Here is a 24,485-nt window from a genome sequence, read left to right as displayed (position 1 = left end):
AGTTTAGAAGTTTGTGTTAAAAGAAAGATTAAAATTTATTCAATCGTCATTGATTTTAATTTGGTTCTATAGGCTTCCAGCGCAATAGATTTAGAAATAAAACCATAATATTTGCCTTCTTTGAGAACAGGTAAGAACGCTTTTCTTGATTTTTCAAACTTATTCATCACCATTTCCATGCTGTCATCTGGAGAAATTATTTCTGCGGGGGCAATCATTATTTCCTTTACCAAAGTATATTTTACTCGGTATGAATTGAATATTATTTCTCGAATATCATTAAAATGAACTACACCCAATAAGTTTTTTTCAGTATCAACGACTGCAAAAATAACTTGATTGGAATGAGAAATTAAATCTACCAGTCTCTCTAGATTCTCATTAGGAGTTACCGTTAGAAAATCTGTTTGAATTATAGAACTCGTTTCTAATGTTGAAAGTACATTAGTATCTTTATTACTAGTGAACGCGTGTCCTTTTTGTGCTAGATTTTTTACATCCATAGAATGTTTTTCAAATCGTTTAGAAATTGCTAAACTAATTGAAGCTACAATCATAAGTGGAATCATCAAGTTATATCCACCTGTAATTTCTGCAATCAAGAATATAGCAGTCAAAGGAGCATGAAACAAACCACTTAATATTCCTGCCATTCCCACCAATGTGAAATTGCTAACAGGCAATTTAGTAAGTCCCGTCAGATTTAAAAATTTAGAGAAAAAGAAACCAACATAAGAGCCCAGAAATAGGGAAGGAGCAAAATTTCCTCCATTACCACCACTGCCTAAAGTAATTCCAGTTGCAAAAACTTTCAGCATCATGGTCAAACCAACAAATGCTAATAAAGCCCAACTATTGTCTCTAAAACCACTAAATAATGTGTTTTCTAATAATTTCCCAGGATCATTCTCTGATAAAGTTTTAATACTTTCGTATCCTTCTCCAAAAAGTGTCGGAAATATAAAAATAAGTATCGCTAAAATGGAAGCCCCAAATAATGCTTTTTTATAAGGAGATAATTTGAGTCTTGCAAAAAAATGTTCCACTCTCTGGAAATTACGAGAGTAGTAAACCGAAATAAATCCGGTAAATAAACCTAAAAGAATGTAGAAAGCAATATTATGATAATCAAAACTTTGTTGCCGTTTGAAGGATAATAAGATTTCCTCATTCAATGCTATTACAGAAACTAAGGCTCCAGTTGCTGCTGCTATCATGATGGGTGTAAATGCTGCAATACTAACATCTACCAAGAGTACTTCAACAGCAAATAATACTCCTGCAATTGGAGCGTTAAAAGCTGCTGCGATTCCTGCAGCAACACCACAACCTATAAGAAGTGTCCTATCTTTATAACTCAATTTATATTTTTGGGCATAATTAGATCCGAAAGCAGCTCCCGTAATTACAATTGGGCTTTCTAAACCTGCGGAACCTCCTAAACCAACTGTCAGGGAACTAGTTACGATTTGAGCATACATTTGCTTTTTGGGAATTATACTTGCTTTTTTGGCTACAGCATATAAAATTTGTGAAGTTCCTTTTTGGATGGTTCCTCCCAAAACTTTCTTAATAACTAAAACTGTTAGTAAAATACCAATTATGGGCAGAATACTATTGATAAAGCCCAATTTCAAAATTCCACTGACATACGTAGCAAATGAGAATACCCAATGCGCAAAAGTTTTTAGAACAATTACTGCAAACGCTGATGATATACCAACTAAAACTGCTGATAAAAATATGAACTGCTTTGGCGTCAACATGGATTGCGCAAAAGCTATTATGGTTTCTAATTTCGAAATATATTTTTTGAACATGATACTTTTTAAAGGGGATGCAAAATTACTATTATTTTAATCTTAAGACATATTTTTCAACGCTTCTTTTGTACTTAATGGCTTTAAATTACTCCTTTTTACAAATGCTGTTACAGTTTCAGGATTTGATTTCGCATATTCCCGTAACGCCCAACCAATTGCCTTTTGAATAAAAAATTCCTTTGAATGCGCTTGTTTTATACATTCAGAGAATAAAAAATCAGCATTCGTTTTTTGTTTATAACCTAACTGAAATAAAATAGCACTTCGGTTTAGCCACATATTTTCTGATTCTGAAAATCGTTCTATCACATTTTTAGTTTCCAATGGAAATTCCAACAGATATTCACCTAAAATGTATTTTGCTGTTGTATCCACGCTGTCCCACCAAGAATTGTGATTAATCAGTTTTTCAATCAGTTGAATGTCTTCTTTTTTATAATTTCTCTTGAGTTCTTTAATTAAAATTTCAATGGCACAATAATGAAATTCTCGCTCTGGTTTGGAATATAAAGCTAATGCAATTTCCTTTGCGTTTGCTGAAACTTCTTCTTTGTTTTCTTTCCAAATTCCCTTGAAAATATGCCTTCTCTGTTCGGTTTTTATTCCAAAAAAAGGAAAGTTGTTTTTCAGGTATTTTGCCATCGCAAAAGCATTTTCTGGATTCCTATTTTGCTTAAAAGCGGTTTCTAAGGCAAGTATAAAGTTCATAAGTACATTATCAATGGCAAAATTCAAATTTGAAAAAGTAAATATAAAATCTACTTCCTAATTTTTTTATCTGTTTAAAGTCTGATAGATTTTTTTAGAATCCTACGGCTTTATCGTCTCCTCTAAAATCAGCACCACCCTCGATTTTTTTATTTGGTAAGACCAAAATTGCATCCACTTTTCCTATTACGGGAGTCGTTTTTTCATTGATAAGATATCCTTTTGATTTCAAGGTTTCGAAGGTTTTAGTGTCGAAAGTATTAGGCTCAAAAGTGATTAAATCCGGCAACCATTGGTGGTGAAAACGGGGAGCGTTAACCGCTTCCTGCATACTCAAACTATACTCGTAAACATTTAATATCGTTTGCAACACCGATGTGATAATCGTAGAACCCCCAGGAGAACCCACTACCATAAATAATTTTCCGTTTTTCTCTAAAATAGTTGGTGTCATGGAACTCAACATTCGTTTTTTTGGTGCAATGCTATTGGCTTCATTTCCTACTAATCCAAACATATTGGGTTCACCTGGTTTGGCACTGAAATCATCCATTTCGTTGTTGAGAAAAAAGCCTAATTCATCACAATAATATTTAGAACCATAACCGTCGTTTAAGGTAGTAGTAGACGAAACTGCATTTCCAAACTGATCTACAATTGAATAATGGGTAGTTTCTGTACTTTCATTATACGTTACTTTTCCTTCTTTTATTTCCGATGATAAAGTCGCTTTTTTAAAACTAAAATTTGACATTCGTTGTTTCAAATAATCATCTGCCATTAAAGCTTTCAAAGGGATTTTTACAAAATCAGGATCGCCCAGATAATAACTTCTGTCGGCATACGCTCTTCTTTCGGCTTCTACGATAACTTGAATGGCTTCTGTTGAATTATGTCCCATTTTAGCCAAGTCAAAAGGCGCTATCATTTTGAATATTTCAGCCAGACATATTCCGCCACTGCTGGGTGGAGGCATAGAAATTATCTTTAAATCTTTATAATCAAAAGTGAGTGGCGTTCTCCATTTAGCTTCGTATTTTGCCAAATCTTCTAAGGTGATTATCGCTCCTTTTTCCTGAAGGTATTTGACTAATATTTTAGCAGTTTCGCCTTTGTAAAATTCATCTCTGCCATTTTTTGAAATCCTTTTTAAAGTACCTGCCAGCGCAGGATATTTGATTACATCATTTTCTTTGAAAGCAGTTGCAAATAATGTTTTGTTGCCATTTACTTTTATAATTTTGTCTCGATATGCAGCCAATCGGTCTTCTTGTTTTTTGGTAACAATAACACCTCTTTCTGCTAACTCAATTACAGGTTTCAGAATTTCTTCAATGGGTAATGAACCCAATTTTTCATGAACTGCAAAAACACCTGCAATCGTTCCGGGAACTCCAATAGCTAGTGGAGATTCAGTACTTTTTCCTTTAATGACATTTCCTTTATCGTCCAGAAACATATCTTTTGTAGCTGCTAATGGCGCTTTTTCTCGGTAATCCAAAGAACCAATTTCGCCATTTGCTTTTCGGTACACCATAAAACCGCCACCGCCAAGATTTCCTGCAAAAGGGTAGGCTACAGCCAAAGCCAATTCGGTTGCCACCATTGCATCAAAAGCATTACCGCCTTTTTTCATTATTTCAACTCCAATTTTGGAAGCTTCTTCGCGTGCCGAAACGACCATTGCTTCATTAGCAACAAGTCCTGTGGGTTGAACCACTGCATTTTGGGTTTTGCAACCAATAGAAAGAACACTCAATAGAATAACAATTTTTTTCATTCGAATACAATAAATTTAAAAACCAACGGCTTTATTATCACCCCTTTTATCTGCGCCACCTTCCAATTTCCCATTCGGAAGAATCAAAATAGCATCAACTTCGCCAATGATTTCTTTGTTTTTTTCATTGATGATATATCCTTTTTTCTTTAAGCTATTCAATAATTCTTTATCGAATGAATTCGGTTCAAAAGTAATTTCATCAGGCAACCATTGATGGTGGAAACGGGGTGCATTCACGGCTTCTTGCATACTCATGTCAAATTCAAACACATTCAATATCGTTTGCAACACCGATGTTATAATGGTGGAACCTCCCGGCGTTCCTACAGCCATGAAAAGTTTATCGTCTTTTTCGACAATCGTAGGTGTCATAGAACTCAACATTCTTTTTCCCGGAGCAATGCTGTTGGCCTCGCTTCCAGTGAGTCCGTATAAGTTAGGAACTCCTGGTTTGGCACTGAAATCGTCCATTTGATTATTCAAAAAGAAACCCAATTCATCACAATATATTTTAGAACCATAATTATCATTTAAAGTAGTCGTTGCTGAAACTGCATTTCCGGCTGCATCTACAATAGAATAATGTGTGGTTTGGTTGCTTTCATATCCTTTGATTACTCCATGGGCAATATCCGAAGATTTAGAAGCCTTATCGAATGAAAAATCATTCATTCTTTTTTCTAAATAGGATGGACTTAGTAATTCTTTTATCGGAAGTTTTACAAAATCAGGATCACCTAAGAAATAGTTCCTGTCAGCATACGCTCTTCGTTCTGCTTCTGTAATTACTTGAATTGTTTTTGCGCTGTTGTGTCCCATTTGTGAAAGATTGAAAGGCTCAATCATTTTCATGATTTGATTCAGACAAATTCCACCGCTGCTTGGCGGAGACATCGAAGTAATTTTTAAATTTTTATATTGAAAAGTAATTGGAGTTCGCCACTTGGCATTATAACTATTTAAATCTTCTAATGTGGCATTTCCACCTTTTTTAGCCAGAAAAGCAATCAACTTTTGAGCTGTTTCTCCTTTGTAAAACTCATCCCGACCGTTTTGGGCAATTCGTTTTAATGTTGCTGCTAGTGCTGTATATTTTATAGTATCATTTTCTTTATATGCTTTAGAAAACAAACTGTTCTTACCATTGCTTTTTATAAAGGAAGCTCTGTAATAAGCCAAACTTTCGGCTTGAAATTTAGTAACAACAACGCCTCTTTCGGCTAAGGCAATTACAGGTTTCAGAATTTCACTTATGGGTAAAGAACCATATTTTTTGTGTACTTCAAATATTCCTGCAATGGTACCCGGAATTCCAGATGCCAAAGCCGTTTCTCTACTTTTACCTTCGATTACATTTCCTTTTTCGTCCAGAAACATATCTTTAGACGCTGCCAAAGGTGCTTTTTCTCTATAATCGATAGCTCCCGTTTCGCCATTGGCTTTTCTGAAAACCATGAAACCGCCACCACCAATATTTCCAGCTTGTGGATGAGCAACTGCCAAAGCCAGTTCTGTGGCAACCATCGCGTCAAATGCATTTCCACCTTTTTTTAGGATTTCAACTCCAATTTGCGAAGCTTCTTCACGCGCTGAAACTACCATAGCTTTTGAAGTAACTAAACCAGTGGGTTCTACCGTTTTTTCATTCGATTTACAACCTAAAACGGCAAAAGCAAGCAGAAAAAGTATTTTTTTCATAAAGTGATTATTTTAGTATTCGAAAATAGGATTAATTCTTGAAAGAAATTGGTGAATTCCTCTTCAAATTGGGTATAAAATTCAGAAAGTTCATTAGTGGCAAATCGCATTTTAGATTGATTTTTGGTTCGCTGATCCATTTGGGTCAAAATCCGATTGATTCCTTCCACGGTTTGATAACTCACTAACCAGTTTTGTTCAATCATATAGGGCATCATTCCTTTGGTTCTTTCAGAAAGATTGATATGGTTATCGTGCAAAGACTGATAAAATCGTGCTACAAATTGATCCAATTTTTCATTAGAATAACTGTTCCAGTTTTTAGCCAAAAAATGATCGTAAAAAACATCAACGATTACACCTGCGTAATGATGGTATTTTTCATGAAGGCGTTTGGTGCTTTTTCTAAAAATGGGATGAGCGTCGGTATAAGTATCAATGGCACGATGTAAAATGATTCCTTTTTGAATTTCTAAAGGATAACTTTCAAAATGTTTTCCACGAATTCCATCGGCCATGAAATTGCCAATTTTGATTAAATCATTATCACCGGAAAGATAGATGTGTGCTAGAAAATTCATTCGCCTAATTTAGGAATTTAAATGATGAATTTTGAATTCTAAATGACTTTTATAAACCGTCAATTATTATATTTGTGAGCAATTTAAAATTTATACTTCAAAAATTAAAATAATAATCAATGACTTTAATAAAATCAATATCGGGAATTCGTGGAACAATAGGAGGTAAAGTTGGGGATAACCTGACACCTGTTGATGCAGTTAAATTTGCTTCGGCGTATGGAACTTGGTTGAAAAAATATATTGGAAAAGATAAAATCACTGTTGTTGTAGGTCGTGACGCTCGTATTTCGGGACCAATGATTCACAATTTGGTGGTAAATACTTTAATTGGTTTAGGAATTGACGTGATTGATTTAGGACTTTCAACAACGCCAACGGTTGAAGTTGCTGTTCCGTTAGAAAAAGCCGAAGGTGGAATTATCCTTACTGCTTCCCACAATCCAAAACAATGGAATGCCTTGAAATTATTGAATGAAAAAGGGGAATTCTTAAACGGAGAAGAAGGACTGAAAATTCTTGAAATTGCAGAGGCAGAAGCCTTTGATTTCTCGGATGTGGATGATTTGGGAGCCATTATGATTAACGATGCATACATGGATATTCATATTGATGAAGTATTGAATTTGCCTTTGGTAGACGTTGATGCTGTAAAAGAAGCTAAATTCAAAGTGGTTGTTGATGGTGTGAATTCTTCAGGTGGAATTATTATTCCAAGATTATTAGAATTAATGGGCGTTGAAGTAGTCGAATTATACTGCGAACCAAACGGTCATTTTCCTCATAATCCGGAACCTTTGAAAGAACATTTGACTGATATTTCGGAGTTGGTTGTAAAAGAAAAAGCAGATTTAGGAATTGTCGTGGATCCTGATGTGGATCGTTTGGCTTTCATTTGTGAAGATGGTGAAATGTTTGGTGAAGAATACACTTTGGTGGCTTGCGCCGATTATGTATTGAGTAAAACACCAGGGAATACGGTTTCTAATATGTCTTCTTCTCGTGCATTGCGTGATGTCACTAATTTGCATAACGGAAGCTACGAAGCAAGTGCCGTGGGCGAGGTTAACGTGGTAGAATTAATGAAAAAAAATAACGCAGTAATAGGTGGCGAAGGAAACGGCGGAATCATTTATCCGGAATTGCATTACGGTCGTGATAGTTTGGTAGGCGTAGCTTTGTTTTTAACGCATTTGGCCAACAAAAAAATGCCTGTTTCTGCTTTGCGTGCTTCGTATCCAGAATATTACATGAGCAAAAACAAAATTGAATTGACACCACAAATTGATGTCGATGCGATTCTTGTAGCCATGACGGAGAAATACAAAAATGAAGATATTACCACTATTGACGGTGTGAAAATTGACTTTGCTGAAAATTGGGTTCACCTTAGAAAATCGAATACAGAACCAATTATTCGAATTTATACGGAAGCAGCTTCTCAAGAAAAAGCAGATGCTTTGGCATTACGAATCATTGATGAAATAAAAGCGGTAGCTGGAATATAATTCCGCATTTTTATATAAAAAAGAACCCTTTCAAAAGCTATTTTGAAAGGGTTTTGTCTTTTTTGCAATTCAACATTCGAGTTGGATAAATTTATTTAGAACAATAATTTTAATCCAAAAGGCGTTAGTTTTCGTAAATGTTTTAAAGCACATATCTGTGTTCGATTATGATACTATCAATACTACTAATTTATAAAAACTTTGAAAAAAATATTTACATTACTCGTGCTAGTTTTGTTTCTCTCAGTAACCTCCTGTTCAAATGAAGATGATCCCTTAGATAATCCAGTTGCAATAAATCCAGTAATTAATAAACAGCCAACAGGAAGCTCTGCCAACGATTTATTATCTGATAAAAAGTTCAAGAGTATGGTTATTGAAGTGGTGTATGTAACTGGTTTTGAACCAAGCAGTACCGCAATTAATAATTTTGTAAACTTTCTTACAGCAAGAACATATAAACCAAGTGGTATTCGTGTTGTTAAACGTTCTATACCTTCGCCTGGAAATTCGCCTTACACCAATGAAGAAATTGTAAGCATTGAAGATGCGAACAGAACAAAATACAATAATGCTGATGAAATAGCGGTTTGGGCATTTTTTGCAGATGGAAAATCTTCAAAGGATACAGATACATCGGTTATTCTTGGAACGGCTTACAGAAATACTTCTTTTGTTATTTACGAACAGACAATTCAAGGTCTGAGTGATAGCCCATTTGAACCCAACAGAAGTCTATTAGAAACAACAGTAATTACACATGAATTCGGGCATATATTAGGCTTGACAAATCTTGGTACTGACTTGCAAAGCAATCACGAAGATGCTGAACATCCAAAACATTGTATTGAAAAAACCTGTTTGATGTATTGGTCTTCAGAGTTCGGAGGTGGTATTGGTAATATGGTTTCTTCAGGTGCAGCACCACAACTCGATGCACAATGTATAGCTGATCTTAAGGCCAATGGTGGTAGGTAATACCACAACAGAAATACAATAGTAAAATTGGTTTGAATTAATTTTTTTAAGGTTTTAAAAAGAAACTTTGTAAATTATTCCTGTGGTGAATTTACGAGTTAAACCATCAGGACGTACTTCTCGAACTACAAATGGCGTGGCTAAGGATAATTCGATGCTGTTTTTAGTATTTATGGCATATGTGCCAATAATATTTCCGTTTATGGTCAAACCATCAGAGTTTTTTATCGTTTCTCTTGTTCCAAAAACATTCTCAAAACTATCTTCTCCTAAATGATAAATGAACAATAGGTTGGGTTTGAAAGTGAATCTTTTATTCGTAGTTTGCAAAGTATAGGTAGTTCGAAATAAAGCATCTGATTTTCTTTCGAATAAATTAGTGGAAGGAAAGTCATCTGTATCAGCGAATTCCGTGAAGTACGAATTTTTATTATTATTGAAAACTGGAATTTGAACGGCCGTATTAAAATCCCATTTTTTATAGTTAAGATTCAATCCTGCAATTAAATCAAATGTTCCCAAACTGGATTGGTAATCCAAAGGAAGTGAAAACTCATTTATTTTAAGATTTGAACTCGTAAAAGGTATTTTGAGGCCCACAAGTGAACTCCATTGTGTATTCGTTTTTGGTTTCCAATTGTAATTTCCTATCAAATAAGCATCGCCAAAAGCACCTCTTGTTCCAAAACTACCATTTGCAACCGAATATGTGATTTTAGAACTCAATGCCAAACGTTCATTAATTGTTCTAGTATAGGTGATGTAAGGCGAAAAATAGGTAACATCAGCTTCGCCAGCACCATAAATACTTCCTATTTCAAGTGCATTTTTTACTGTTTTGTCGGTAGTTTGAAAACCGTTTCCAATGGAGCAAATTCCGGCATCGCTACAGCCTTGCGCAAAGGAGTTAGAGAACATCCCAATGGCGATGATTAGCAGTAGTTTTTTCATAAATAAGGTTTTAATTTTGTGATAATTGCGCCACTGCAAAAAGATGACTGTATTGTTGGCAGTGAATCAGTACATATTTATAATCAGAAACATTGACTTGAATTGGAATTGCGTAGACTGTGGAAGATGTTAAATTGCCTAGATTTACAAAATCTGTAGGGGTAGCGTTTTTTGACAGATATACTTTCAAATCGGGACCACTGGAAACACTGAAATTTTCTAAACGAACTTCATTCTGATTTCCATTCAAATAAATTTTAGCAGAACCGGTAACTTTAATTCCTGATGTTGGCATGAAATTACCGGTAGCAACAGGAGGAGTATTTTCAGGAATTGGTATGGTTAACTCGGTATCATGGGTCAAATCGCCTTCAACTTCACACGAAAGTAAAAGCAAGAGAATAGGTAGTATAAAAACAATTTTTTTCATGACGAAAATGTTTTTTGATTCATTAATCAAATATAAAACGAATCAAAATCACACTTTGTCAGCTACTTTACATTTTAAGGGATTTTTATAGAAGATGTTTTTGTATATGATTATTTCAGGATGGGACATTTTTAAAAATAAATGAAAATATTTTACACTTCGGGTTTTGCTTTAGGAATATGTTTAATTATATCTAAATAAAATTCAATATTCCTTTTTAATTTATTCATGCGTGAATAGTCGTTTCTGTTAAAAATGAGGTAGAGTCCAATAAGTGCAGATATTAAGGTAATAATTATACTTGATGTAGTAAAAAGATTAAAAGAAACTATTGCAAGAACAATACAGAATATAAATCCTAATGTTTTTATTGAATTTTCAGGGTCATGCTGGGCATTATTAATTTCAATAATTTTAGGTAATTGCCGCAGTAATGTATTAATATCGGGTTCACAAATCTCATTCTTTTTTAAATCAGCTATTAAATCTTCTACAGTTTTTATTTTTTTATTTTTAGAATATAGATAAGGGAATATTTCATTAATAAAGTTTTGATTTCTTACATCCTGTATGTTCTCAATTAATATTTTGACTTCATTGGATAAATCTTTTCTGAGAATAATTTCTTTTTTCAAAGTGCTAAAGCACATCGTAGAAAGACATTCAGCATTTCCATTAATGTAGTGAGTCAATTCTTCTTCTGAAAAAGATTGAACTTTTTTTTCTAAAATAATACTTTTATTCATAATGGTATTAACTGTTAACTTATTGAAAAAAAGATAAATAATTTGGTTCTTTTACAAAAGTATTTCCTTTGTTTTACATTATTTTGAGGAAAACCTCAATGGAAATAAAAATCGTTGAAATTCATGAAAAAACTAATGACATTCGGAAATAACAAACTGTCAAATTCTCAATTTCATAAAATAATAATATCTTTGAAGTCAAATTAGACATACAATGATTACCAAAGAAGCGCCAACACAATTAGAGCAATACTTTCAACAGTTTCGCGATAACATAATCGGAATAAATCAAGAGTTTGAATCTCCTTACGGACATAAACAAATTATTTATACGGATTGGACAGCCAGCGGTCGTTTGTATCGTCCTATTGAGGAGAAATTAATGAACGAATTTGGTCCTTTTGTGGCTAATACTCACACAGAAACTACGGTTTCGGGAACAGCAATGACTAAAGCCTATCATCAAGCGCGACATATTATCAAACATCATGTAAATGCTAGTGCTGATGATGTTTTAATTACTGATGGAACTGGAATGACAGGTGTTGTCAATAAATTTCAACGAATTTTAGGTTTGAAAATACCTGAAAACTTAAAGAATTTCATCACTATACCAGCCGAAAAGAAGCCAATTGTTTTTATTTCCCATATGGAACACCATTCCAATCAAACGTCTTGGTTAGAAACTATTGCTGATGTTGAAGTTATTCCTTCTTCAGAAGATGGTTTGTTCAGCATAGAAAATCTTGAGCTTTTATTGGATAAATATAAAGAAAGATCTTTTAAAATTGCTTCCATCACATCGTGTTCGAACGTTACGGGAATCAGAACTCCGTATCATGAAGTGGCAAAAATAATGCACCAGCATAACGGACTTTGTTTCGTGGATTTTGCTTGCTCTGGGCCTTACGTGAAAATCGATATGCATCCTGAAGATGCAGAAAGTTATTTGGACGCCATTTTCTTTTCACCGCATAAATTCCTTGGCGGACCTGGAACTTGTGGCGTTTTAGTATTTAATAAAAAATTATATCAAAATTTAGTTCCCGATAATCCAGGTGGCGGAACGGTAAGTTGGACGAATCCTTGGGGAGAACATAAATACATAGATAATATTGAAGATAGGGAAGATGGTGGTACTCCCGGATTTCTTCAGGTGATAAAAACCGCATTGGCTGTTCAGTTGAAAGAGCAAATGGGAATTGAAAATATCTTAAAAAGAGAGCATGAAATAGTAGATTATATTTTCTCTGAATTAGGAACTATTTCTAATATTAAAATTCTTGCAGGACAACATCAGGACAGGTTAGGGGTGATTTCTTTCTTTGTGGAAGATTTACATTTTAACTTAGGCGTGAAATTATTGAATGATAAATTCGGAATTCAAACTCGTGGTGGTTGTAGTTGTGCTGGAACCTACGGACACTTTTTATTGCATGTTGACCAAGAAACTTCCCATAAATTAATTGACGAAATTACACTTGGAGATTTAATCAGAAAACCGGGCTGGATTAGAATGTCTATTCATCCTACAACTACAAATGCTGAAATTGAATTTGTTTGTAACGGAATAAAAGCATTAGCTGAAAACCATAAAACTTGGGCTTTGGATTATAATTATAATTCGGCTACAAATGAGTTTGTAAATAAGAACGCGCAACCCTTAGAGGATGAATTGGTTAAAAACTGGTTTTCTTTATAGAAGTTACGGTTTTAATAAACTAAAAAATCACACGTTATAAATGCTATTGTTTATAATGTGTGATTTTTTTACTGTACACTGTTTCTGATTACTGCAAACTGAATACTATTTTCTGTGTTTCCATCTTTTATGCGTCCAAAAATAATATTCAGGAGCTTCTAGAATTTGTTTCTCGACTTCTTTTATGTAGGTGCTCGTAATTCCAAAATTTGGAATCGAGTTTGGATTATCACTAATAGGAACTATAGTAAGCTCATAATACCCTCTTTTTACCTTTTTGACTTTTGCAAAAACTACGGTCATATCGTATTTTTTTGCTAACATTTCAGGTCCGGTATGTACGGGAACTTCAACGCCCATAAAACTCTCCCAGTGAAATATTCTATCTGCCTTAGGGGATTGATCACTGGCTAGTCCGTATACACATTGAGTTTTATTTTGTTGATTTTGAGTGATTAACGGGATTGTTTTATTGGTAGGAACTAATTCTGTGTTATATTTGGATCGAATGTCTCTTACTAGTTTATCAAAGTATTTATTGGCTAATTTTTTATAAACGGCAATCCCTTTAGATGATATTTTTTGATTCAGTGTAATTAGCCATTCCCAACTTGCATAATGGGAAGCTATAAGCATAATACTTTTTCCTTTTTTCTCGTATTCTTTGATAACCTCTAGATTTGTTATTACAAACCTTTTATTCATTTCTTCTGATGAAATAGTCATAGTTTTTATCATTTCCATAAACATATCGCACAAATGATGATATGACTTTTTTTCGATAATAAGTCGTTCTTCGACACTAATTTGTGGTAATGCTAAAGCTAGATTTGCTCGAACTACTTTTTTTCGATATCCAATAACGTGGTAAACTAAAAGGTAAACTACATCTGATAATCCGTAAAAAACACGAAATGGAAGAATAGAAATAACCCAAAGAAAAGGGTAAGCAATAATAAAAACGAGTAATTGCATTCAGAATTTTTTTTGCAAATATAATGTAAAAATGAATGTTGATATAAAATTTGAGCGTTAACTATAGGTGTGTATGAGAATGACTATATTTACAATTCACAATAAACACAATTTATGAATACCATTTTAATAGCTTTAATTGTTGTAAATGTTTTGATTAGTTATAAAGGATTTAATGACCTTTCCTTTTTTAGAAAATATGAATTTCATATTGGGAGCATTCGTTCTGGAGAACAAATTAGGATGTTGTCTTCTGGGTTTTTGCATGCTGATATGACCCATTTAATTTTTAACATGTTGACACTTTGGTTTTTTGCTCCGGTGGTCATTAGTAATTTGGGCGATTTTTCATTTGTACTCATTTATTTTGGGAGTTTAATTTTCGGGAGTTTGTTGACGATGGTATTTCATAAAAATGATTATGGTTATAGAGCTGTAGGCGCATCAGGTGCCGTTACAGGAGTTTTATATTCGGCAATATTACTACAACCAGATATGATGTTGGGAATCTTTTTTGTCATTCCAATGCCTGCGTACCTATTTGGAATCCTTTATTTATTGTATTCTATTTATGGAATGAAAGCTAAGAATGATAACATTGGTCATACGGCTCATTTTGGAGGTGCTGTAGGTGGTTATTTGATTACATTGCTCAAAGAACCTACATTGTTAGTAGATCATACTTTAATGGTAGTATTATTAGCTATTCCAATAGTCATTCTTTTTGTGATGGAAAAAATGGGAAAACTATAATGGCATAACTTTTGAAAAGGAATTAGTACAAACAATTAAATCATACAAAAATGAAAAAAGCACTATTGATTCTGTCTATTCTATTCTTTACAATGTCTTACGGACAGGAAGTGAAGCAAGTTCCTCAAATAAATGTAAGTGGAGAAGGAAAAGTAAAAGTTATTCCAGACCAGGCTACTATAGCAGTAACCGTTGAAACAAAAGGGAATAATGCCAAAGATGTAAAAAAACTAAATGATGAAAAGATAGAGGCTGTTTTGAAATTTATCAAAAAAATGAACTTGGCGCCAGCCGATTATAAAACACAACGTGTTTCATTGAATCCACAATATGATTATGAAAAAAAGAAGCACACTTATAATGCTACACAAACTATAGAAATTTTGTTGAAAGATTTATCAAAATACGATGAATTGATGGAAGGTTTGGTAGACCAAGGAATTAATAGAATTGATAATGTTATTTTTCAATCTTCAAAATTAGCACAATATCAATCTGAAGCTAGAAAATTAGCGATGAAGGATGCAAAGCTGAAAGCCGAAGATTATGTTTCTGTTTTAGGACAAAAAGTAGGTCGTGCCATGACTATATCTGATAATTCACAAACGTATTATCCGCAACCAATGTATGCAGCAATGAAAACGATGGAAAGGAATGATGCCAGTGGACCAAGAGAAACTTTAGCCGTAGGAGAAATCAATATTACTGCTAATGTAACTGTAAGTTTTATTTTGGAATAAAGACACTATAAATTATGTTTAGAAATCCTATCTCAATAGACTGTGATAGGATTTTTTTTGCGTTAACCAAAATATAAAATAATTAAAGCATTACTTTATATCAAAAAAAAGTTTCAATTGTTTGAAACGCTTAAGTTAGGAGAGCAGTCCCGATGCTTCGGGAAAACCTGCTAATTGTTCATAAAAAAAAACGCTTCAATTACTTGAAACGTTTTAGTGGGGAGAGCAGGATTCGAACCTGCGAAGTTTACACAGCAGATTTACAGTCTGCCCTCGTTGGCCGCTTGAGTATCTCCCCAAGACTCAACAAGCATTGCTTGTTGTGCTAACCGGGTGCAAATATAGAAACTGTTTTGAAGTTTCCAAACTAAAATTGCACTTAATTTTACTATTATTTTTAATCTATTGGTATTGAATAAAATAAAAAAATCTCCACTAGGGAGATTTTTTATTTTATAAGGATAAATGCATTTATTTTGCTAGAAGTTCAATAATTTTTGCTCTAAGCGCATCACCTCTTAAATCTTTTGCAACTACATTTCCAGAGGCGTCCAGAATAAAAGTAGCTGGTATTGACTCTACTTTATATTGAGCAGCTATTGGTTCGTCCCAAAATTTTAAATTTGAAACATGAGCCCATGTTAGCTTGTCTTTTGCAATAGCATCTTTCCACGCTTTGGCATCTTTATCTAGAGATACTCCAATTATGTTCAGGCCTTTGCTGTGAAGCTCTTTATAAATTGCTACAACATTTGGGTTTTCTTGTCTACATGGTCCACACCATGAAGCCCAAAAGTCAACTATAGTAACTTTTCCTAAATTTTCCTTTAGTGAAATTACTTTCCCTTGCGGATTAGGACCTGAAAAATCTGTTCTTCATTTAGCTTCAACAGCTGGCGCTACTGGTGCAGCTCCTACAGCAGGCGTTTTCAATTCAGCAAGTCTAGCTTTAATAGCTATACCTGGTTTTGTTTTTTTCAATGACTCTTCTAGACTGTTGTATAATTTTTCAGATTTTGCAACATCAGCAGTTGGGTCATTTAACATACCTTGAATAATCAAAGCAGAGATAAATGCTTTAGGATGTGTTTCAGCATAAGTTACATATTTAGCTTTAGAAGCTTCACCTACTTCTTGTTGAATTTTAGAAAATTCCTGCATCAATTTATTGATAACAACTGTATCTTTAGTTTGTTGAGCAGTTTCCATAGCTTTCATGTTTTTACTTTGGAAATCCATAAGTTTCTTTTGAACTTTAGTGATTTCTTCATTGAATGCTACATATTCATCATTGTTGTAAGTTCCTGAAACTTTAGATTTTTGAATACTGTCTTTGTTAATGGCGATAGTTACTTCTCCATTTTCTAATATGAAAGGTATTTTAGCTTGAGCTCCTTCTAATTGAATAGTATAAAATGAAGGCTCAGTAATTGTTCCTTTCATTTCGAATTTTCCGTTTTCAACTTTTACAGTGTCTTTTGCTGACATCATTCCAGTAGCATCTTGAGTTTCCAAGATTATCGTTTTACCATTTTCAATTCCTGTTGCAGTCCCTGAAATGATGTATTCATCTTTGCCAACTTTGCTACAAGAAATTAAAACAACAGCAGCCGAAAGTAATAAAATTATTTTTTTCATTATTAATTAGTTAATTAAGTTAAGGTTGCAAAAGTATTTAAAAAATATAAAATACAAATTATTTTAGAACCTAAATTTTTGTTATAATTTCTCATTCTTAATTAGCAACTAACTTGCAATTTATTTGCAATGTAAATGTGAGCTGCTTTTGATCTAGATTTTATTTTTAGATAAATCTGTTGATAATGTAGTTGTTTGTTTAAAAAGGAGTTAGTAGAATATTATGCTGAGTAGTAAAATAAAAAAAGCATCCTGATGAGAGGATGCTTAGTTCTTTTTTTATTTTGTAAAAACTAGTCTTGGTTGATAGTTTTTCTCCAAGTAAAAGAATTTAGGATATGTCTTTTTGCAAATCTTCCCGGAGAATCAGCGTTTACCATTTTCACATAAGTAGCTTTAGGCACGCTAATGTATTCGTAAACACTACCATTTGAAAAGTTGATAATTAATCTACCTTCAACAAATTTGTAATCTGTGATTGTTGATGTCGAGATTGTCTCAGTATATTCTGGCAAGTTTGCTTTTATAGTTTCAGGATTGATACTTACCAAAAAGTGGTAGGCTTCAATGATTTTTTTACTATTTTCTTCTGCAGCTTTCAATCCAGCTTCATCGCCCTGAAATTTGTCAGGATGCGCTTCTTTCATCGCATTACGATATATCGTTTTCAAATCTTTTAGCTCTGCAGTTTTATCTACATTTAGCAGTTTGCGGTATTCAACTATTTTTTTCATAAATAAGGTAACTACTTGTCTTTTACTCTTTAATCAATGTGATTTGATTTCAAAATCGACAAATTTTTTGCAAAGGTACACTTTTTTTTATTTTTTTTGTTTATCACAAAAAAATTTTTAAAAAAAAGAATTTGTATTCTATTTTTTTTGAAAATGTAAACTGAGAACTATTATTGTTGTGGTTTATTATTGGCTTTATCGAAGTTTTTCGATTTTTTTGGATATTTGTTATAACTTATATCGCTTGGGTTTTCAATTATTGATTTTATTGTAATCCAATCACCAACAGTGTGTTTTTGGGCCATTTTATAGTCTAAAAGATATTCACCACAAAAAAAGTTGTTGTTCTCATCTTTTTCCATAATTCCAGTGTAAACACCCTTTTGTAACATTCTTTCTTCAGAAGCTTTGGTCATAATCAATTTATTTTACTAATTCTAGTGGGCAAAGTTAATCAAATATTAATTGTCTTTTTTCTATTTTAGACTTTCTGATTACCTTTGTTTAATGGAAAAAATATTTCGTCCCAATCCTAACTCCTTTAAAAATACTTTTTGTGTCTTTCACGAAGTACCTCTGGATAGCATAAATGGATTAGAACTTCAATATGATAGTAAATCAGGAAGCAAATATTATTATACTAAAATAGGAATGTATCGTTTGTCAAATCATTGGGGGCGATTGGCTAATAGCAAATGGCGCTTGGAGCCATTGGAACCTGAAACCGTTTCTAAAATTAAACTAGGTTTTGCTCCTTGGACTACTTTTTATCCAGATAATGCGGTCGATGAGTTGTATTACTTAGAAGCTAATTATCTAAAGAAAACAGTTAATTATCAGCATAAAAAAAATCCAAATTACGATCATAAAGCCCTACTTAGAACTAGTTTTGAAACAGCAAAAAGAATCAAACAAGTTCGTAATTTATTTAATCTGACTTCATGGGCTAAGTATTTTGATTATGATGATTTAGAAGTTTTGAGGAAAAAGATTATTGATGAATTAATATTCACCAATAAATCTTTGGAAGAAATAAAAAGAGAATTGAATTAAAACGAATAGTTGATGTACTCAAAATACTGTTTTTTTAATCCTTTAAAGCAATTAATTCTAAATCAAGCATAGTAACAGGTTTGGATAAATATCCTAAAATGTCCGAATACGTTTTGGATTTGTTCTTGTCTTCACTAGCAATAGAGGAACTTACAATATAAACGGTGACGTTTTTACTGAATTTTGATTTTATCAAGCCCATTTTTTCCATAAATTCCCAACCATCCATAATTGGCATATTAATATCTAGTAAGATGATATCTGGAAGTGCTTCACTGTTATTATTTAAGGTGTCATGCAAGTTATCTATCGCTTCTTTTCCGTTCTTGAAAGAAGTGGTAGTCGAAAATAATTCAGATCGTTGAATAATCTTATTGATGATAATTTGATAAATAGCATCATCATCGATTACCCAGATTGCTTTTTTTGTCATTGGATATAGATTTTAAATGTTGTTCCTATATTGGGTTCACTTTCTACAGTGATGTTTCCACCCATGGCATCAATTTGATTTTTTGTAATAAATAATCCAATTCCTTTTGAGTCGGAATTGTTGCTGAATGTTTTATACATTCCAAAAATTTTATCAGCATTTTTAACAAGGTCAATCCCCACACCATTATCCGAAATTTGAAGAATTTTATTTCCGTCTTCATTAATCCACTTAATAATAATATTTGGTTTGCGTTCTGGGTGACTGTATCTAATAGAGTTCGAAATTATATTGTATAGAATACTTTCGAGATAAGCTGGATTATAATTTATCATCACATCATCAGGCATGATAGTGGAAATACAAACATTTTTTGAGTTTATTTGTTCTGAAAGAACTGTTTGAACAGTTTCTAGATAGTGCTGTAAATTTAATGATTCTGATACTAAACCTATATTCGTCCTTATATTAATGACTTCGTTTAGGTGAATCATAGTTTCATTTAAGGAATTTGAAACAGATTTTAATAATTGAATCATTTCATTTTTTTCATCTTCAGATTCAGAAGATTCTATTAATTCCATAATCGATGCAATATTACTGGTATGCGATCGTAAATTGTGAGAAACGATATAGGAAAAGTTAAGTAATCTCTTGTTTTGTTCGGTCACTAAATTAAAAGAGTCACTTAAATTTTTCTCGGCTTCTTTTGTTGTTGTAATATCAATCATGATTCCACGTAAACTAATAGCTTGGTCGTTTTCAGAAATTACATTTACAATATCTCTTAACCAAACAACAGCTCCATTCTTAGCTATCATCCGATATTCAAAATCGTGATTTAAATTTTCGCTGCTTTTTAAAGCGCAATAATCGGTCGTCCACTGTCTGTCTTCGGGGTGAATATGATCAGCCCAAAAAGTTTTGCTTTCCAGCCATTCTGCTGCCGTATAGCCCAATATTTTTTCTACTTTTTGACTGATAAAATTGAAGGCAAAGGTTTTTGCATTACATTCCCAAACGATACCATCGATTGTGTTAATTAAGGATTCAATTCGTTGTTGTGAGTGAAGAATTATATTTTCGGATAATTTTCGCTCCGTAATGTCTTCTGTAGAAATTATAACTCTTTCCAATGATTTTTCATATCCACGAATTACATTCCATCTTAAGTTTATATCTCGATATTCACCGTCAGTATTTTTCATTTTGGAATCCGCAATCAATTGATTCTCTCTTTGAGTAATAGCAATTATTTGTTTTATAAAACCATCAGCAATTATACTTTCAGATGTTTGTGAAATTGCCGTAGTGATCAATTCGTCTTTAGATTTAACCTTGTGCAGATTTAAACACATTTCATTTACATCAATGAGTTTTACTAAATTCAAACATTCAAAAACTACATCAGGATGCATTTTTAAATAAAGAGAAACAGTTTCCGGACTTTCATTGATAAGATTTAATTTTTCAAGATGCTTTTTAACATCGGAATAGTCCGTTTCCCACATCGGTATTGGGGAATCATCAAATAGACTTTTGAATCGGGTTTCACTTTTCTTGATTAATTTTTCGGCTTCTTTTCGTAAAGAAATATCTTCGACTATAGAGATTAGTGAAGTCAATTTTTTATCTTTTTTAGACAAAGGTGAAACAGAAAGATTTACCCAAATGATAGTACCAGATTTAGTGTAATATCGTTTTTCAATAGTATATTCTTTTATTTTTCCGGACAGTAATTGTTTTAAATTTAATAAATCAGCTGCTAAATCATCAGGATGTGTTATTGATTGAAAACTCTTTTCTTTCATTTCTTTTTCAGAATAGCCAAGTAATTTGCAAAATTGGCTATTGATTTCTATAAAATTACCTGTAGCTGAATCGATATGAGCTATTCCTACAGCTGCTTGATCAAAAATAGCCTCAAATTTTATTTCAGAATTAAAAAGTTTTTTGGCTTGAATATTTACTAAAGATTGTAGCTCTTCAGGAATTTTTAATAAAGTGTAAATCAAAACACCAAAAAGTGCCGCTAAAATCAGGCCTATAATTCCAGGAATTAGAATTTGGGCATATAAATAATTCTCATGTTTAGATATTAAGTATAATTTCCAATCTGCATCAGGAATAGTGGTTGAGATATTGTATTTTTTAGAAAAATCACTTTTATTGGACAAGTAGAAAACTTCTTCTTTAGTGGTTGGATTTTGCTTTGAAAATTGAAAATAATATTTAGAATTATTAACATTATTAATTCCTGAAGTTCTCAATAAATTATCTAATTTGATAATGACAGCCGAAAATCCCCAAAATTTATTGTTTCTAAAAACAGGAAATCTCCCAACAATGCCCATACCGCCTTGCTTTAACTTTAAAGGACCAGCAAAATACATTTTTTGGCTCGCAACGGATTTTAAAGCTTCGTCTTTAAGATTAGGTTCGGTTAGGATATTTAAATTTAATGCTGCTTCATTACCGCTCAAAGGATAGATGTATTTAATTACTCCGTTAGGGACTAATTGTACGGCATTTATGCTGCTGTTTGATTCCATTAACTTTTTACCTACATAATCAAAGTTTTCTGGAACACCTTTGTCGTTAATGGTTAATGCTAATGTTAATGTGGTTGTGTAACAGTTTTTAAGGGATTGTTCTATATTTTGATGTACAATATGAAGAATGTTATTCATCTCTTGTTCCTCATCTTCTTTTATTAATTGGTATTGTTGAGAGACAATTAATCCTGTAATATAGCTAAGGAATAAGAAGGTGATGAAACCAGTAGTTTTCGGTTTACTCAAGAACCAATTGATAAAATTTGGGTATTTTTTATTGTCCATTTGCGCCATTTGGAGAATTGAGAAAACTGAATTTTTAATTAAATAAATGTAAATAAAAATAAGATAACTGCATAATTTTTTAATATTATAGTTAAATTATTAGTTTTTAGCCTCTTAAAATGCTTTTAATAGTAAATCGTATTTAATCTTTCCTCAAAAATTATATAAAAACTAAAATTTATCTAATAAATTATAATCGATTGTTAAAAATAATAAAAATTATCATAGTATGCCGCATTGATAATTAAATGACTATTTTAAAAAGTTGAACTCTACAATCAAAAACAATTCGAATTACAATAAATAACCCGAACTTTGCAGTAATTGTAAGATTGAAATTGATTTGATAATTTTAAAATAAAAACAAATGGGACGCAATAACGAAAGAAATATAAAGAAGCATAACGATAAGTTGCACAAAGCACAAGATAAAGTAAAACAAGCCGAAGCGTTGCGTAAAGAAAAATTAAAGGAAATCACAAAAAAGTTTAACGAAAGTAAAGCTTCACAAAAATAATTTAAGATGGGAAATAATAAATTTGCAGATTTAAAAAAAGGCATACAAGAACTGATTGATTTAATAGCTGCTAAAAATGGCAAAGAAGCTAATAATAAATTGGTTGATATTAGCGAAGATTTAGATGAATTGCTAGACTTTGCAGAAGAAGATGAAGATCTTATCGAAATCAGTAAGTATCAAGTATTATTGAATCAATTGCAACAAAAAATAATTGCACTTGATGGACAATTATAACTCCTAGTATTTTCTACTTTTAAATATAAAATGATACCTATAAAATGCTATTGTGGTTCTCAAAAAAACACCTCGGAATGTTGCGAAGCATTTATTAGTGGGACTAAAAAAGCAACAACAGCTTTAGAATTAATGCGCTCCCGTTATTCAGCGTATGCAACGCATCAAGCTGATTACTTGTTGGCTACAACCCATATTTCCGAGCGAAAGTTTTATTCGAAATCTGAAATTCTAAAATGGGCAACTAGTAATCAATGGCTTCAATTAGAAATTATAAATGCTACAGAAAATACGGTGGAATTCAAAGCTTATTTTTTAGACAGCAAACTTCAAAAACAAATTCATCATGAACTTTCGACTTTCAAACTCGAAAAAGGAAGTTGGTTCTATGTGGATGGACAATTTTTTAATTAGCTTCAGTATATTTTTTTATAGTATTGGTTTTAACTAAAAATTAATAAACGTTTGTACGGAGTACATTTTTTATTAATGTAATTTTATTGTCTATGAAAAATGACAATAAAAAAGGATTTTATTTCAAGCAATACGAAGCACCATTTCAATCTCCGTTTGATAAACTCTTTGGTATTTTCAAAGAGTTAATTACGCATACTTCGGGAGATTTTGATGAAGCAATCGATTGGTTGCGTGAATTAGATAAAGAATATAAACTCACCGATGAACACTACACCATCGATGATTTTATAGAAGATTTAAAGAAAAAAGGCTACATCCGTGACGAACTCAAAGACGATGGAACTTCGGGAATTGGAATTACTGCTAAGACGGAGCGTGCCATTCGGCAACAAGCTTTAGATAACATCTTTGGTAACTTAAAACGATCGGGAAGCGGGAATCACAAAACAAAACATTCCGGTAACGGAGATGAACATACTGGTGAATTTCGGGAATTTCATTTTGGAGATGGATTGGAGCGAATTTCATTGACTGAGAGTTTACGCAATGCCCAAATCAATAATGGAGTAGCCGATTTTATGTTGACCGAAAATGATTTGGTTGTTGAAGAAACCCAGTACAAATCCCAAATGAGTACCGTTTTGATGATTGATATTAGCCACAGTATGATATTGTATGGAGAAGACCGAATTACACCAGCCAAAAAAGTAGCAATGGCTCTTGCTGAATTGATTACAACCCGTTATCCAAAAGATACGTTAGATATTCTGGTTTTTGGGAATGATGCTTGGACCATTGCAATCAGGGATTTACCATATTTGAAAGTAGGCCCTTTTCATACCAATACGGTTGCCGGTTTGCAATTAGCAATGGACATTTTACGTCGAAAGCGAAATACCAACAAACAAATTTTCATGATTACCGATGGAAAACCGAGTTGTGTGCGCGAAAAAGATGGTTCTTATTATATGAATAGCAATGGACTTGACGAATACATAGTGGATAAGTGCTACAATCAGGCGCAACAGGCTCGAAAATTACACATTCCAATTACTACTTTTATGATTGCCAATGATCCTTATTTGCAAAAATTTGTAAATAAGTTCACCGAATCAAATCAAGGAAAAGCATTTTACACCGGATTGAAAGGACTGGGCGAAATGATTTTTGAAGATTACGAAACCAATCGTAAGAAGAGAATAAAATAAAGGATTATAGAAAAGAAACAAGACGAAAGACA

Annotated in this window: 25 protein-coding genes and 1 tRNA gene; 10 read left to right on the top strand and 16 right to left on the bottom strand. The window is 32.7% G+C overall.

Features of this window, described 5'->3' with window-relative positions; all coding sequences use genetic code 11:
- Positions 1–35: 35 nt before the first annotated feature.
- The 5 genes from V5J73_RS08090 to V5J73_RS08070 form a co-directional block, all read right to left on the bottom strand.
- On the bottom strand, positions 36–1,820 hold the full coding sequence (locus V5J73_RS08090; RefSeq protein WP_338644836.1) for a chloride channel protein: 1,785 nt from the start codon (positions 1,818–1,820) through the stop codon (positions 36–38).
- Between the two features lie 42 nt (positions 1,821–1,862).
- Positions 1,863–2,531 carry a DNA alkylation repair protein gene (locus V5J73_RS08085; RefSeq protein WP_338644834.1) on the bottom strand — a complete coding sequence of 223 codons (669 nt, stop codon included), beginning with the start codon at positions 2,529–2,531 and terminating at the stop codon, positions 1,863–1,865.
- A gap of 94 nt (positions 2,532–2,625) precedes the next feature.
- A complete protein-coding gene (gene ggt, locus V5J73_RS08080; RefSeq protein ID WP_338644832.1) occupies positions 2,626–4,311 on the bottom strand; it encodes a gamma-glutamyltransferase in 1,686 nt (561 codons plus the stop codon).
- Between the two features lie 15 nt (positions 4,312–4,326).
- Positions 4,327–6,012, bottom strand: a complete 1,686-nt coding sequence (gene ggt / locus V5J73_RS08075) for a gamma-glutamyltransferase (RefSeq protein ID WP_338644830.1) — start codon at positions 6,010–6,012, stop codon at positions 4,327–4,329.
- Positions 6,009–6,593 carry an acyl carrier protein phosphodiesterase gene (locus V5J73_RS08070; RefSeq protein WP_338644828.1) on the bottom strand — a complete coding sequence of 195 codons (585 nt, stop codon included), beginning with the start codon at positions 6,591–6,593 and terminating at the stop codon, positions 6,009–6,011. The genes ggt (V5J73_RS08075) and V5J73_RS08070 overlap by 4 nt, the downstream gene beginning before the upstream one ends.
- Positions 6,594–6,712: 119 nt before the next feature.
- Here V5J73_RS08070 and glmM point away from each other — a divergent pair, with 119 nt between their 5' ends.
- Both glmM and V5J73_RS08060 read left to right on the top strand, forming a co-directional pair.
- Entirely contained in the window at positions 6,713–8,101 is a 1,389-nt protein-coding gene (gene glmM, locus V5J73_RS08065; RefSeq protein WP_338644825.1) for a phosphoglucosamine mutase, read from the top strand.
- A gap of 201 nt (positions 8,102–8,302) precedes the next feature.
- Positions 8,303–9,079, top strand: coding sequence for a membrane metalloprotease (locus V5J73_RS08060; RefSeq protein WP_338644823.1), 777 nt, complete (start codon positions 8,303–8,305; stop codon positions 9,077–9,079).
- Positions 9,080–9,133: 54 nt separating this feature from the next.
- On the opposite strand, the gene V5J73_RS08055 is transcribed toward V5J73_RS08060, so the two are convergent.
- From V5J73_RS08055 to V5J73_RS08045, 3 genes are all read right to left on the bottom strand, one after another.
- Positions 9,134–10,030, bottom strand: a complete 897-nt coding sequence (locus V5J73_RS08055; RefSeq protein ID WP_338644822.1) for a hypothetical protein — start codon at positions 10,028–10,030, stop codon at positions 9,134–9,136.
- 10 nt (positions 10,031–10,040) lie between these two features.
- The gene (locus tag V5J73_RS08050; protein ID WP_338644820.1) at positions 10,041–10,460 is read right to left on the bottom strand and encodes a DM13 domain-containing protein; all 420 of its coding nucleotides are present in this window, start codon (positions 10,458–10,460) and stop codon (positions 10,041–10,043) included.
- 152 nt (positions 10,461–10,612) lie between these two features.
- The gene (locus V5J73_RS08045; protein ID WP_338644818.1) at positions 10,613–11,206 is read right to left on the bottom strand and encodes a hypothetical protein; all 594 of its coding nucleotides are present in this window, start codon (positions 11,204–11,206) and stop codon (positions 10,613–10,615) included.
- Positions 11,207–11,420: 214 nt separating this feature from the next.
- On the opposite strand from V5J73_RS08045, the gene V5J73_RS08040 reads away from it, so the two are divergent.
- Entirely contained in the window at positions 11,421–12,908 is a 1,488-nt protein-coding gene (locus V5J73_RS08040; protein ID WP_338644816.1) for an aminotransferase class V-fold PLP-dependent enzyme, read from the top strand.
- 105 nt (positions 12,909–13,013) lie between these two features.
- Here the strand turns inward: V5J73_RS08040 and V5J73_RS08035 are convergent, their stop codons facing one another.
- The gene (locus tag V5J73_RS08035) at positions 13,014–13,883 is read right to left on the bottom strand and encodes a lysophospholipid acyltransferase family protein (protein ID WP_338644814.1); all 870 of its coding nucleotides are present in this window, start codon (positions 13,881–13,883) and stop codon (positions 13,014–13,016) included.
- Between the two features lie 114 nt (positions 13,884–13,997).
- Between V5J73_RS08035 and V5J73_RS08030 the strand changes: the two genes are divergently transcribed.
- Both V5J73_RS08030 and V5J73_RS08025 read left to right on the top strand, forming a co-directional pair.
- Positions 13,998–14,636, top strand: a complete 639-nt coding sequence (locus V5J73_RS08030; protein ID WP_338644812.1) for a rhomboid family intramembrane serine protease — start codon at positions 13,998–14,000, stop codon at positions 14,634–14,636.
- A gap of 50 nt (positions 14,637–14,686) precedes the next feature.
- The gene (locus tag V5J73_RS08025) at positions 14,687–15,376 is read left to right on the top strand and encodes an SIMPL domain-containing protein (RefSeq protein WP_338644810.1); all 690 of its coding nucleotides are present in this window, start codon (positions 14,687–14,689) and stop codon (positions 15,374–15,376) included.
- Between the two features lie 217 nt (positions 15,377–15,593).
- Here the strand turns inward: V5J73_RS08025 and V5J73_RS08020 are convergent.
- The 5 genes from V5J73_RS08020 to V5J73_RS08005 all read right to left on the bottom strand — a co-directional run bounded on the left by V5J73_RS08020 (position 15,594) and on the right by V5J73_RS08005 (position 18,164).
- Positions 15,594–15,674 (bottom strand) — tRNA-Tyr (locus tag V5J73_RS08020).
- A 173-nt stretch (positions 15,675–15,847) separates the two neighbouring features.
- Positions 15,848–16,213: a TlpA family protein disulfide reductase gene (locus V5J73_RS14665; protein ID WP_445236421.1), complete on the bottom strand. Its 366-nt coding sequence runs from the start codon at positions 16,211–16,213 to the stop codon at positions 15,848–15,850.
- A gap of 39 nt (positions 16,214–16,252) precedes the next feature.
- The gene (locus V5J73_RS08015) at positions 16,253–17,014 is read right to left on the bottom strand and encodes a DUF4369 domain-containing protein (RefSeq protein ID WP_338644808.1); all 762 of its coding nucleotides are present in this window, start codon (positions 17,012–17,014) and stop codon (positions 16,253–16,255) included.
- Positions 17,015–17,307: 293 nt separating this feature from the next.
- The gene (locus V5J73_RS08010) at positions 17,308–17,748 is read right to left on the bottom strand and encodes a KTSC domain-containing protein (protein ID WP_338644806.1); all 441 of its coding nucleotides are present in this window, start codon (positions 17,746–17,748) and stop codon (positions 17,308–17,310) included.
- Between the two features lie 170 nt (positions 17,749–17,918).
- Positions 17,919–18,164 carry a hypothetical protein gene (locus V5J73_RS08005; RefSeq protein ID WP_035672083.1) on the bottom strand — a complete coding sequence of 82 codons (246 nt, stop codon included), beginning with the start codon at positions 18,162–18,164 and terminating at the stop codon, positions 17,919–17,921.
- Between the two features lie 91 nt (positions 18,165–18,255).
- Here V5J73_RS08005 and V5J73_RS08000 point away from each other — a divergent pair, with 91 nt between their 5' ends.
- Positions 18,256–18,801, top strand: coding sequence for a hypothetical protein (locus tag V5J73_RS08000; protein WP_338644805.1), 546 nt, complete (start codon positions 18,256–18,258; stop codon positions 18,799–18,801).
- 34 nt (positions 18,802–18,835) lie between these two features.
- On the opposite strand, the gene V5J73_RS07995 is transcribed toward V5J73_RS08000, so the two are convergent.
- Positions 18,836–19,234: a response regulator gene (locus V5J73_RS07995; RefSeq protein ID WP_338644802.1), complete on the bottom strand. Its 399-nt coding sequence runs from the start codon at positions 19,232–19,234 to the stop codon at positions 18,836–18,838.
- Positions 19,231–22,074: a PAS domain S-box protein gene (locus V5J73_RS07990; RefSeq protein WP_338644801.1), complete on the bottom strand. Its 2,844-nt coding sequence runs from the start codon at positions 22,072–22,074 to the stop codon at positions 19,231–19,233. Before V5J73_RS07990 ends, V5J73_RS07995 begins: the two co-directional genes overlap by 4 nt.
- 367 nt (positions 22,075–22,441) lie before the next feature.
- Here V5J73_RS07990 and V5J73_RS07985 point away from each other — a divergent pair, with 367 nt between their 5' ends.
- The 4 genes from V5J73_RS07985 (at position 22,442) to V5J73_RS07970 (ending at position 24,453) form a co-directional block, all read left to right on the top strand.
- Positions 22,442–22,591, top strand: coding sequence for a hypothetical protein (locus V5J73_RS07985; protein WP_338644799.1), 150 nt, complete (start codon positions 22,442–22,444; stop codon positions 22,589–22,591).
- Positions 22,592–22,597: 6 nt separating this feature from the next.
- Entirely contained in the window at positions 22,598–22,828 is a 231-nt protein-coding gene (locus tag V5J73_RS07980; protein WP_338644798.1) for a hypothetical protein, read from the top strand.
- Between the two features lie 30 nt (positions 22,829–22,858).
- A complete protein-coding gene (locus tag V5J73_RS07975; RefSeq protein ID WP_338644796.1) occupies positions 22,859–23,242 on the top strand; it encodes a YchJ family protein in 384 nt (127 codons plus the stop codon).
- Positions 23,243–23,334: 92 nt separating this feature from the next.
- The gene (locus V5J73_RS07970; RefSeq protein ID WP_338644794.1) at positions 23,335–24,453 is read left to right on the top strand and encodes a vWA domain-containing protein; all 1,119 of its coding nucleotides are present in this window, start codon (positions 23,335–23,337) and stop codon (positions 24,451–24,453) included.
- Positions 24,454–24,485 lie beyond the last annotated feature (32 nt).

Source organism: Flavobacterium sp. KS-LB2, assembly GCF_036895565.1.
In the GTDB taxonomy this organism is placed as follows: Bacteria; Bacteroidota; Bacteroidia; order Flavobacteriales; family Flavobacteriaceae; genus Flavobacterium.
The sequence above is the reverse complement of the archived record's forward strand: the minus strand, read 5'-3'. Positions and strand labels throughout refer to the sequence as shown.